This is a genomic window from Legionella steigerwaltii, assembly GCF_001468065.1.
Lineage (GTDB): Bacteria > Pseudomonadota > Gammaproteobacteria > Legionellales > Legionellaceae > Legionella > Legionella steigerwaltii.
The window spans coordinates 40,193-51,985 of the sequence record NZ_LNYZ01000008.1 but is presented as its reverse complement, the minus strand read 5'-3'; the positions used below and the strand labels follow the sequence as shown (position 1 = coordinate 51,985).

Genomic DNA, 11,793 nt, shown 5'->3' with positions numbered 1-11,793 from the left:
TCGATTTTTATCAACCCTTAATAAAGCATTTTTAAAAAATATGGTGCAAAAAATGATGCATGTGATATGATTTCATGCACATTGTAACTTTCTGTTTTTAAAACAAAACTTAAAGCTTGATGTTTTATACAATCCAAGTAAAACACCTTGTTTTTCAATGACTAAATCAGACATATATCAAAAATATATGAGCAACCAAGTCAGCGAATGACAACACATCAGCAATAAGAATAAGAAGAATATCAAGTCATTAATAAATGAACCCTTAATTGACGAGCCAGTATGCCTAAATCCAGAAGCTATATTTTTTATGTTAACGGAATGACTTGCGGTGGTTGTAGTGGAACTATTAAAAACTACCTAAAGGACCAACTGTCTGACAAACTAATCCATTTCCATGCAGACCTCACAACACCTGATCCTAAAAAAACAACAGTTATTATTAAGGATGAGGACAAGCGAGCCGACAAAGAAATCTGGTCGGAAATCAAGAAGCACATCGATGAAATAGGTTTTTCATGCGAAGAGTATCAATATCAACCGGATAAAAAAGATGAACCGCAAATACAACCTGCACAAACAGGTACTTTAAATCGAATATTTAATAAAACCAAAAAATTTTTTACCTCGCATTGGTTACTTGGTGCTCTCGGATGCCTGTCAGGAGTGGCGGTACTTATTCTTTGTCTTGCTGGCGGGCTCTCACTCCCGTTTATGATTTCACTTGCTGTTTTTAGTACTTTATTAACCCTAGCCTTAGGCGCTAATTCCTATTATGACGCGTGGATAAAACTGACCAAGAGCAAAAAATTAACCATGGACAGTTTATTTGCCCTCAGTACTGCCTCCATCATCATCTTTTCCATCGCATCACTCTTCGTACCGTGGCTTCCTATGATGTTTGAAGCGGGTTTGCTTATTTATGGCTTTAGACATATAGGTATTGCGATAGAAGAAACCATTAAAGAAAAAATTGGCACAACAAAATTTCAGGACAGAGCCCCTAAATTTGTAAGAAAACGAAATTCTAAAGGTTTTGATGAAATTAGTTTAGAACTGATCAACGAAGACGATGTGATTATCGTGCATCAAGGGGAAGTTATTCCTCTTGATGGCATTTGTGAAAATGAAAGCATCATTTACAATACCATTATTACAGGAGCCACTCGCCCTCATTATTTTCCCCCACAAGCAAAAGTAGTCGCGGGCATGCGTTTACCTTACAATATGCCCCCTTTAGCCATTCGTGTCACAAAAACTCAAAAAGAATCCTATCTAGCAAGGCTTGATGCGGCAATAGAAGCATCGGCGCTGGACGCAGCCCCCATCGAAATAAAAACAGAAGAACTATTAACCTATTTTATCCCAGCCGTAATTGCATTAGCAGTTGCCTCCGGAATCATTATTGGACTCTTTTATCCTGCAGCTATAGCAATTCAATGCGCTGTCTCGGTTTTAGTAAGTGCTTGCCCCTGTACTTTAGGTTTAATTACTCCGTTTGCAGTAAAAACAGGGATGCACAAAGCAGCAGAAAATGGGGTTACATTTAACAGTGCCAAAACATTGCAACACGCAGAACAAATAAATACCGTAATTTTTGATTTGAATGGCACCTTAACAACCGGAGTTTCTAGTGTCACAGAACTTTATCTATTTGATGAAAGCGGGCTTTCAGAAGCAGATTTCCTCTCCTATTGCTCTACCCTTGAAAAAAAATCGAGTCATCCTATAGGCCAAGCCATTTATTCTTTTGCAAATCAATATCAAACACAAAACCATGAAGTCACGGAGTTTGATGACTCTCATCATTCTGGAGTTTCTGGAAAAATAAAGAATAAAAAATATACCATTGGCAGTATGACTTTAATGAAAGAAAAAGGCATCTCCATCCCATCTGGATTCAAACAACCCGAATTAGAAGCTGGAGATCAATTAGTCTATGTTGCACGCGATAATACCGTAATTGGATTTATGGTAATAACAGATCCTCTTCGTGAAGATGCATATTGTACTATTCAAACATTAAAGGCAATGGGCAAAGAAATCTGCTTGTGTACTGGAGCGGATGAAGAAACTGCACATCGCTATGCTAAAGCGCTTGGTATTGAACACGTTTATGCCGGCTGTCCTCCAACCGCTATAGTGGGGAATGCTCAAGAGGAAAATGATAAGTCAAAAACTGCTCATATTCTCGCTTTAAGGAGGAAAGGACGTAAAGTAGCTATGGTAGGCGATGCTGGAAATGACACCCCTGCAATTAAAGTCAGCAACTTGGGCATAGCAGTAATATCTGACAGTAGTGATGTATTAACTCAAGAGGCGGCAGGAGCTGTCATTCATAAGGGAATGTTATTACCAATCGCGTCAGTTTTTGCGATCTCGAAACAAACTGTATCCAATATAAATCAAAATCTGACCATAAGCTTAGCTTATAATCTCGGCTCGATTTTAGTAGCTGGTGGATTATTAGTTGCACTGGGTTTAACTCTTAATCCAGTAGTTGGCGTAACATTAATGATTCTTCAAGCATGTATGATTTTTATGAATGTTTACCGCTTTAAAGAACAACCTATAGAACATTTACAAGAAGAAGCAAAGCGATATGAGGAGGCAAGCTCTCCGAGAGAGTCATCTCATTTAAAAATCCGCAAACACACACCTGCATGCTCAGATGAACTTTTTTATGATCAAGCCCCCCCCACGCACTTTAGACCGAAACAACATAACTCAGTGTCCTATTCTTTTTGGAGTAGTTGTTTTAGTAAAGAAAGTAATGAGAAGGAACTTGCTTTATTTGAACGTGATAACAATAAAACTGCTTTAGATAGTAGTAAGAACTACATCTTTTAGCCGTACACGAGAGCATACCACCCATTTGTTTTAAATCTAATTTAATCAAAATCCAACAGCTTGCCCATCTTTTCTTGGATCGGACACAGCCATATAACCTTCTTCCAAACAGTAAATTGCTTGTCCCCCTCCATAAATAGAAGTGGGACTAGGAACAAGCTCATGGCCACGATCTATCAACTCTTTAATCACTTTTGGATGAATAGAAGCTTCTAGACTAATTTTATTATCTGGGGAAATATACCAACGTGGTGCATCCAATACCGTTTGGGGATTTTGTTGGTAATCACATAATCTTACAATAACCTGTACATGACCTTGTGCCTGCATATGTCCGCCCATTACGCCAAAACTCATCAACGGTTTATTATCCTTAAATAGAAAACCAGGAAGAATCGTATGAAAGGGGAGTTTATTCCCAGCAACCTCATTAGGATGTCCTGGTTCTAAAGTAAAACAAGCACCACGGTTTTGCATGAGAATCCCTGAGTCTGGAATTACCACCCCCGAACCAAATCCTAAGTAATGAGATTGGATAAAAGAAACCATCATACCCTTACTATCACTTGTAGTTAGGTAAACAGTTCCCTGCTCATGGGGTATGCCATATTCAGGACTTTGCGCACGTTTCTTATGAATCAATTTGGCTCGTTGACTTAAATACTCAGGCGTTAATAAATCTTCTACTTTAATCTGCATAAAATCGGGATCTGCAATATAACGCTTCGCATCGCTAAAGGCTAATTTCATCGCTTCAATTTGCAAATGGATACTGTCCGCTGAATCAACTGGATATTGGTGCATATCAAAATAGTGTAAAATGCCTAAGGCGATCAAAACGGTTAAACCTTGGCCATTAGGTGGCAATTCATAAAGCTCGTAGCCGCGATAATTCAGTTTTAAGGGAATGGCTTTATGGGGTTGATGTGTTTTCAGATCCTCAAGGGTTAATAAAGCGCCCTCCTGTTTTGCATAGTGCGCTATTTTTTCAGCGATTTCACCTTCATAAAAAGCTTTGCCCTTTGACTGAGCTACCTGCTCTAAAGTTTTTGCATACTGCGGAAAACAGAATAGCTCTCCAGCATTAGGAGCCCGACCTTTTGGCAAAAAAGCCCGGGCAAATTCAGGATTATTTTTAAAAGATTTGGCGTACATTTGCCACTGCTCGGCAACAATAGGTGATACTAGAAATCCATTTTTCGCATAATTTATTGCTTGCTCGAATAACTGAGCAAAAGGTAACCGCCCAAATTCTTTAGCTAAGGCCAGCCAACCTGAAACTGCTCCTGGCACAGTTACAGTATCCCAGCCTGACTGAGGCATTGTTTTATAACGTGCAAAATGAGTCCGATTCCAAACATGTGGCGATTTACCTGACGCATTAAGGCCGTGCAAATGTTTCCCATCCCAAACCATAGCAAAAACATCGCTTCCGAGACTATTCATTGTCGGTTCAACCACAGTTAGGGTAATCGCCGTTGCAATCGCAGCATCAACTGCATTACCTCCATTCTGTAAGATTTGCAAGCCCACTTGGGCCGCCAAAGGCTGTGAAGTGGCCACACAATTTTTTGCATAAATAGGCATGCGTTGTGAGGGATATTTCATATCATGATTAGAGAACTGATTCTTCCCTGACATTTTTACTTCCTTAAAATAAAGTGGGCCAATAGAGTTTTGACTGACTGCTAGTCTCTATTGATAATGAATATGATGGATCGAGTTCTTCAGCAATTCTCCTACATACTGTATAATTTTAGAGCTAACGCGATTCTTGTGGCAGTACCAACACAATCTTATTTTTTCAGAATAGTTGTTTATTTCTAAATTTACCAACTCATGATCACAATATTGCTTTGGTAATGCGCTCCAACCCAACCCTGTTTTTACCAATTTTTTTATTGCATCGAAAGAAAATAACTCATGTCCCACTGGAAGTGGCAATTCATGCTTGGAAAAAATTCGTTCTAAATTATCGCGAATGGAAAAACCGCGCTCCGTCAAAATGCACCGATATTGGGCAAGCTTTGCTAAATCAACCTTTTTTTCATTGGCTAATTCATGTTTAGGCGATACAACAATGATAACATCCTCTTCATCAAGTTGATGGCTTATAATGGCACTATCGACCACTAGATCTTCTGTGGTTAGAGCCAAATCAATCAATCCATTTTGTAGCCCGGGGACAAGCTCTTGTTTCATCATCTGTTTAATATGAAAATTAGGAAAATTGATTTGATTTGCCATCAAATAATCGATAAAAAGCGGTAAAAATTGCAACGCTGGAAAAGTTGAAGTACCAAGAAATACCGGTATTTCTTCAAGTTCAGGATTTTTTAAATTATCAGCAGCATTATACATGGTATGTAAAAGCAACCGAGCATAGGGTATGAGTAACTCCCCTTCCATAGTAGGAAAAAGCAACCCTCCTCTCGTTTCAAATAGTTTGACTTTAAATTCTATCTCCAAATTATTAATGCGTTTACTTACTGCTGATTGAGTGACATACAAACGTTTTGCTGCAATTGAAAAAGAGCGGTATTCATAAACCATTAAAAATGTCTTTAATTCGTTGCTATTCATATATGAATCCAAGTTAATGACAATGCGCGTTTTCAAGTAAAACATTTAAAAATGCATATAAGATTATATTAGCATCAATTAAGGACCACCGTAAAAACGATTCAAATCATGGGACGGGCAACAGAAATAGGTGCTATTATTGTCCTAATCAATTCAATCCCTCTAAGATAAAGAGGTAATAATACTTGCTGAATAGGGAGATGAGCATGCAAGACATTCAATCACCTTCGTTCGTAGAAAAATTAACCAACCTACTTAATGAAGTTAAAGAGAATGAGGGTTTAAAAAAATTGTTATTAGATAATCCAGAACAATTTCTGGCGAGCCATGATATTATCCTCAATGACTATCAAATCATCGTAGAAGAACATGCAGGGTATGGATTACTTTTTGCGGTCCAATCCAAAGAAACACTCCCCCCCAAAGATACCTCATCCACCGGTTCTTTCAACACATTTCAAAATGTTCATTTTCTTGACTGCCTACATTATTAATAGGGATTAACTGATGAATAATTTGCGCGATTGGCTTGATCAACTTTATAACACAGAACGATTAATGGTTTGCAAAACCGGCATCAATCCAAAATTTGAAGTAATGACTTGGATAGAACAGTATGAAGGGAAAAAAGCGTGTTTCTTTCCTGAACCTCAAGGATATGAAATCCCTATTGTGGCAGGAATATTAGGCCAGCGCAGCTGGGCCGCTGAAGCCATGAATGTACATGAATCTGAAATGTTACAACATATATCAAAAGCCTTGCATAATCCTATTCCCTGGAGTCCTGTAAATCAGGAACAAGCGCCCGTACATCAAGTAGTGATTGATAAGAATATTGATCTGTTAAAATTTTTTCCTGTGGTAACGCATCATGAAAAGGATGCGGGGCCATACATTACCTCCGGATTAGTACACGGTTTAAATTTACAAACTGGCAAACAGAATACTTCAATTAATCGCATGCAAGTTCATGCACCAGATAAGTTAGGTATATTGATGTTGCCGCGTGATCTTTACGCCTATCATCAGTATGCAGAAAGTCAAGGGCTACCTTTACCTATCACGATTACAATTGGCCATGATCCCTTAACTAAAATGTCCTCTCAAATGATAGCGCCACGCGATCAATCTGAGTTGGAAATTGCTGGTGCACTCATGGGTAGACCATTATCTACAGTGAAATCGTACACCAATAATGTATTCATACCTGCCGAAGCAGAAATTTCTATTGAGGGAATTATTCTTCCTGGAGTAAAAGCCTTAGAAGGACCTTTTGGTGAATTCCCTAAATACTATAGCGGCAGCTCCATGCTACCGGTAATACACGTTCTTTGTATCACCCATAGGCAAAAACCCATATTTGAAACAAATCATCCTTCAGGGTTAGAAAATATAGTATTAGGGGGAGTACCACGAGAAGCTTCTTTGCTTGAACGAATACAATTAAATTTTCCCAATGTTTTGGATTTAAGATTAACTCCAGGTGGGTTAGGTCGGTACCATATGGTTGTTAAAATGAAAAAATCGAATTTGGGAGAAGCGAAGAATGTTATTTGCTGTGCCCTAGGATGCCATTACGATATAAAATTTGTCATTGTCGTCGATGATGACATCGATATTGATGACAAAAATCAAATTGAATGGGCCGTAGCCACACGTTTTCAAGCAGAAAGAGATCTTGTAGTGGTCAATGGTGCTCTGGGTTCAAAGCTTGATCCGTCTGCGAAAAAGCACACTCTTAGCTCAAAAATTGGATTTGATGCCACTAAGTATCTTGACGAAATTGATACGTTTTATGTAACGCGTGTTCCTACTTCTGCAGGGTATGTATTTACAAAACCCGATAAAAAAGCGACGCAAAAATATATGGATTATATGACCTGATAAATCATCCTCCCAATCAGAAATACGCGGTTGTCTTTACGTCGTCTTGAAGTCTTGGCATGATAGTCAAAGTGTCGTGCCAAAACTTTGAGACGATTCCAAACGCATCCGATCCAGAAACTCTTGAAGGATTCAGCCGATTCTTGAAGAACTCAGCCCGCACGGCTCCAGAGATTCTGACTCATTAAAATCTTTATCCCGAACGTACGCTAATTTAAAGAAATGGAATAAAAAAATGGACATTTCCTACAGAAAAAAAGCGTTTCAATTATTTAGTGATTATTTTATTAATTCCGATCAAAAATTAACTGCATGGCTCTTGCTTGGAGGAATTGTTTTTTGCATTCTTGCCATTGTTGCGTTAACAGCTTGCTTGCCTTGGGGTTTTTTAGGGTTTTGGGCAGCCCTTACGGCAAAAGAACTGACTGGGTTCTTTTTTTATAGCGGTCTCATCGCGCTAACCAGTGCAGTTATTGTTGGAATGAGCACCTTAATGGATTATTTAACCGATACATTATCCATCAAGTGGCGGTCATGGTTATCATCAAAGTACATTAATAAATACCTCTTTGGGAAAAAAAATTATTTAGACTTAGCGCGTGTTTCACCACATATCGACAATCCAGATCAACGTATCCAAGGAAACATTAAACACTTTGTTGAGCACACCCTTTCGTTAAGCACTGAATTTCTCAGATCGACACTCACCTTAGTAACCTTTATTGGCACTCTATGGGTTATTGGCGGTACGCTCACAATAGTGGTTTTCGGTGTTAACTTCATTATTCCAGGATATCTGGTATGGGCTTCATTAGGTGTTGCCTTAGTAAATGCCGTGATTACCCATATGTTAGGCAAATCCTTAACAACGATTAATCAAAAGGAGGATCTTTTAGAGGCAAAATTTAGAAAGGATTTGGAATTCGTTCATAACGAATCTGAAAATATTGCCCTCGAATGTGGGGAACCTTATCACCAAAAGGTATTAGAAAATGATTTAGAGCAAGTATCTCAAAATGCGTTTCAGAAAATGTGGGTTGATTTAAAGGTCTCCGCCTTTCAAATGAGTAATAGTTATCTTGCCGATATATTACCCTATCTTTTTGCTGCTCCTGCCTATTTCTCAGGATTAATCGATTTTGGTCAACTGGTACAAATCGGGGCTTCTTTCAATGAAGTCAGTAATGCCTTAAATTGGTTCGTTAATTCCTACACATCATTGAAAAAGTATCAAACCAGTATCCAGCGAATTGTCGATCTGGAAGAGGAGTTGGAGAATGAAGGCGATGAAATAAGTCCCAAAAATATTCATGTCCATGAATCTCATGAAAGTACTTTAACCGTAAAAAATTTAAGCATTGCTTATCCACGCGCCTCAAGCTCAGGCTACATTATACGCAACTTAAATTTGGAAATTAAACCTGGAGAAAATACGCTACTCACAGCACCTTCAGGAGCAGGTAAAAGTACTTTTTTCAAAGCAGCCCGTAACACTTGGGCCTATGGAACAGGCGAAATCCGGATTCCCCAACATCAGAAAACTTATTTTTTACCTCAAGAACCAATCATTCCTCAAGATTCATTAAAGGCCGTGCTTGCTTATCCTGATTTAACCAACACGTATACTGACGAACAATATATAGCTGTATTATTTGCTGTTGGCGGAAAAATGGAACAGTTTATTCCAGAATTAGAAAAAGAAGACACCTGGTCAAAAAGATTATCTCGTGGTCAGAAGCAACGCATTTCTTTTGCCAGAGCCTTATTAAAGAAACCGGATTGGCTATTTTTAGATGAAGCGACTGCCTCACTAGATGAGCCAAGTGAGGATTTTCTCTATCGTCTTTTAAAAGAGAAACTACCTAACACCACGGTGGTTAGTATTGCGCATCGCGCCACAGTAATGAAATTCCATCCGAATGTCGTATCATTTGAAACACAAGCCGAAATGACACAACAGGGCAGCTTAGCTCTTTCTAATTGAGTTTAGCATAACCGTTCAGGGGGATATGCTTGAATCTTGGTGGAAAGTCAGATTTTGAGCTCAGGTTGAACGAACAAAACGTTGAGAAAGCGCAGCATACATCAGTATGTGAGCATTTATCAGTGTATTGTTCGTTTAAGAGCCAAATATGGCTTTCCGGTGATACAGTAGACTCTACTTATCATCCAAAACGGTTGATAGCCTCTCCATGACCTCATCAACAGAAATCAATTGCATGGGCTCTTCACCATGGACATGCTGTCCCCAAACATCTTCAATTCGCTTGCAACCCAGAATTTTTTCTGCTGCTTCAGGATAACGGTTAACAACTAAATGTTGAAAAAGGTAAGGGCCGGAAATAAGCGGGTTAGTCACTGCATGCAATGCAATAACTGGGGTGTTTACGGCAGTAGACATATGTGAAGGACCTGTGTCAGGACAAAGAACAACGGTCGCTTTGCTAATAAGCGCCAATAACTGTTTGGGTTTGGTTTTGCCAACGAGATTGATTGCAGGAATAACTTGAGCTATTTGTTCTGCCAAATGTTTATCAAAATCAATCGGCCCCCCAGTTATAACTACTTGCACATTCCATTGTTCCTGAGCTCGCTGTAAGACTTCTATATAACGATCAACAGGCCAACTGCGTTCAGGTTTGCTTGCTGCAGGATTAATGACTAAGATGGGACCTTGTTTTGGTAAATGGTGTTCTGCCCATTCATAATCTGCAGGGGAAATAGGTAAATCCCAGCGAATAACACGTTCCTTTATTCCTAAGGCCTGAGCAAATTTCAAAAAACCATCCAAAGTATGCTCTAAACCTGGAGTAATGCGCTCATTAACAAATAAACCATGAGCATCATTCGCTCGATGCTCATCGTACCCTATTTTTCGTTTTGCTCTGATCAGGGGATAGAGAAAATTTGTCCTAAGACTGGCTTGTGGTGCTAATAACACATCAAAAGTACGCCCTTTCATTTGTTTTTTAAAGCGCCAATAGTCTACAACACTGTTCGGTTTGTCGATTAGAATAAACTCAACACCATCCATCCCTTCTACCAAATCAAAAGCAGGCTTGGAAATGATCCAAGTCAATTTGGCTTGTGGGAGACTGGCTTGTAATGTTCTAATGAGCGGAACAGCCATTAGAACATCACCTAATGCAGATAAACGTACAATACAAATGGATTTAATCATTCTGTAAAACAAACCGCGAACCACAATAAGGACAAACTTCTACTCCAGTTTTTTCGATAGGTAAATAAACCTTAGGATGAGCGTTCCATAACACCATATCCTTCGTTGGACAACTCAGAGGTAATTCATTACGATGTACCACATAATTTTTTTCTGTACTCGCTGGTTTTTTTTTAGCTTTTAACATGATGTTCCTTTAAAAACTTATTTGGTAGGATTATCTAATATTTCCCCAATTTTCGCTATAATCTCATCGCGAAAAGACTCATTTTGTGGATCATAATAAAAAGCCTCGCCCCAATGTCTAAGCCAAGTTAACTGACGTTTCGCCAATTGTCGCGTGGCAGCAATCCCTTTTTCACGCATTAGGGAGTAATCAGTATCATCTTGTAAATATTCAAGTGCTTGCCTATACCCTACACAACGCATTGCGGGTAAATTCATGGTTAAATTCCATTTTTGCTGCAACTGTTTTACTTCTTCAATAAAGCCTTCCACTAACATCTGATCAAAGCGTTGTGCAATACGTTCATGCAACCATGCCCTTTGCTCAGGAAAAAGAATAAAGTTCACAAAATGATAATCAGGTTTTTCATGCTCCTGATTAAGAAAAGAAGATAATGTTTTACCAGTCAAATAATATACCTCTAATGCACGCTGAATTCGTTGTGCATCATGCGCATGAATACGAGCAGCAGATTCAGGGTCAATATGTACTAATTTTTGATGGAGAACAGGCCAACCACATAAAGCAGCCTCATCTTCTAATTGCTGACGCACAATTGGCTCCGCTTCTGGCAAAGTAGATAAGCCTTTTTGTAACGCATTAAAATACATCATCGTTCCCCCTACGAGTAGAGGAATTTTGCCTTTTTTGATAATCTCCTCGCATAAGGATAGAGTGTCAGTACAAAATTGAGCAGCCGAATAGGACTCAATAGGATCTTTGATATCAATTAAATGATGTGGTGCAGTTTGTCGCTCCTGAAGAGTTGGTTTGGCAGTTCCAATATTCATATCCCGATAAATCATTGCGGAATCGACACTAATAATTTCAAAAGGATAACGTGTTACCAATTCACAAGCTAAGGCCGTTTTCCCTGAGGCAGTAGGTCCCATCAAACAAAAAATTAATTTAACCATTCATCGTCTCAACCAAACAAGTCTTAATCATACCCTCATCCGCCCTGGCGGGCACCTTCTCCCTTATAGGGAGAAGGGATATTTCTTAACTTATGTTAAGAAGAGAATCCCCTCTTCTCCCCCTCGTGGGAGAGGGGTAGGGGTGGGTTCCA

At 39.0% G+C, this 11,793-nt stretch carries 9 protein-coding genes; 4 read left to right on the top strand and 5 right to left on the bottom strand.

The features are described from left to right. Nucleotides 1–282: 282 nt before the first annotated feature. Entirely contained in the window at nucleotides 283–2,850 is a 2,568-nt protein-coding gene (locus Lstg_RS05595) for a heavy metal translocating P-type ATPase (RefSeq protein WP_058476678.1), read from the top strand. Between the two features lie 45 nt (nucleotides 2,851–2,895). Here the strand turns inward: Lstg_RS05595 and ggt are convergent, their stop codons facing one another. Next, a complete protein-coding gene (gene ggt, locus Lstg_RS05590) occupies nucleotides 2,896–4,491 on the bottom strand; it encodes a gamma-glutamyltransferase (protein ID WP_238585376.1) in 1,596 nt (531 codons plus the stop codon). 54 nt (nucleotides 4,492–4,545) lie between these two features. Next, nucleotides 4,546–5,433 (bottom strand): LysR family transcriptional regulator, encoded by an 888-nt coding sequence (locus Lstg_RS05585; RefSeq protein WP_058476677.1) that lies wholly within the window; start codon nucleotides 5,431–5,433, stop codon nucleotides 4,546–4,548. 206 nt (nucleotides 5,434–5,639) lie between these two features. Here Lstg_RS05585 and Lstg_RS05580 point away from each other — a divergent pair, with 206 nt between their 5' ends. The 3 genes from Lstg_RS05580 (at nucleotide 5,640) to Lstg_RS05570 (ending at nucleotide 9,301) form a co-directional block, all read left to right on the top strand. After that, nucleotides 5,640–5,927 (top strand): hypothetical protein, encoded by a 288-nt coding sequence (locus tag Lstg_RS05580; protein ID WP_058476676.1) that lies wholly within the window; start codon nucleotides 5,640–5,642, stop codon nucleotides 5,925–5,927. A 13-nt stretch (nucleotides 5,928–5,940) separates the two neighbouring features. Then, nucleotides 5,941–7,317 carry a UbiD family decarboxylase gene (locus Lstg_RS05575; protein WP_058476675.1) on the top strand — a complete coding sequence of 459 codons (1,377 nt, stop codon included), beginning with the start codon at nucleotides 5,941–5,943 and terminating at the stop codon, nucleotides 7,315–7,317. A 235-nt stretch (nucleotides 7,318–7,552) separates the two neighbouring features. Further along, entirely contained in the window at nucleotides 7,553–9,301 is a 1,749-nt protein-coding gene (locus tag Lstg_RS05570) for an ABC transporter ATP-binding protein/permease (RefSeq protein WP_058476674.1), read from the top strand. Nucleotides 9,302–9,475: 174 nt separating this feature from the next. On the opposite strand, the gene Lstg_RS05565 is transcribed toward Lstg_RS05570, so the two are convergent. The 3 genes from Lstg_RS05565 to miaA are packed head-to-tail and all read right to left on the bottom strand — an operon-like array spanning nucleotide 9,476 to nucleotide 11,641. Beyond that, nucleotides 9,476–10,498, bottom strand: coding sequence for a glycosyltransferase family 9 protein (locus Lstg_RS05565; RefSeq protein WP_058476673.1), 1,023 nt, complete (start codon nucleotides 10,496–10,498; stop codon nucleotides 9,476–9,478). Then, the gene (locus Lstg_RS05560; RefSeq protein WP_058476672.1) at nucleotides 10,491–10,685 is read right to left on the bottom strand and encodes a zinc-finger domain-containing protein; all 195 of its coding nucleotides are present in this window, start codon (nucleotides 10,683–10,685) and stop codon (nucleotides 10,491–10,493) included. The genes Lstg_RS05565 and Lstg_RS05560 overlap by 8 nt, the downstream gene beginning before the upstream one ends. 17 nt (nucleotides 10,686–10,702) lie before the next feature. After that, nucleotides 10,703–11,641 (bottom strand): tRNA (adenosine(37)-N6)-dimethylallyltransferase MiaA, encoded by a 939-nt coding sequence (miaA, locus tag Lstg_RS05555; RefSeq protein ID WP_058476671.1) that lies wholly within the window; start codon nucleotides 11,639–11,641, stop codon nucleotides 10,703–10,705. Nucleotides 11,642–11,793 lie beyond the last annotated feature (152 nt).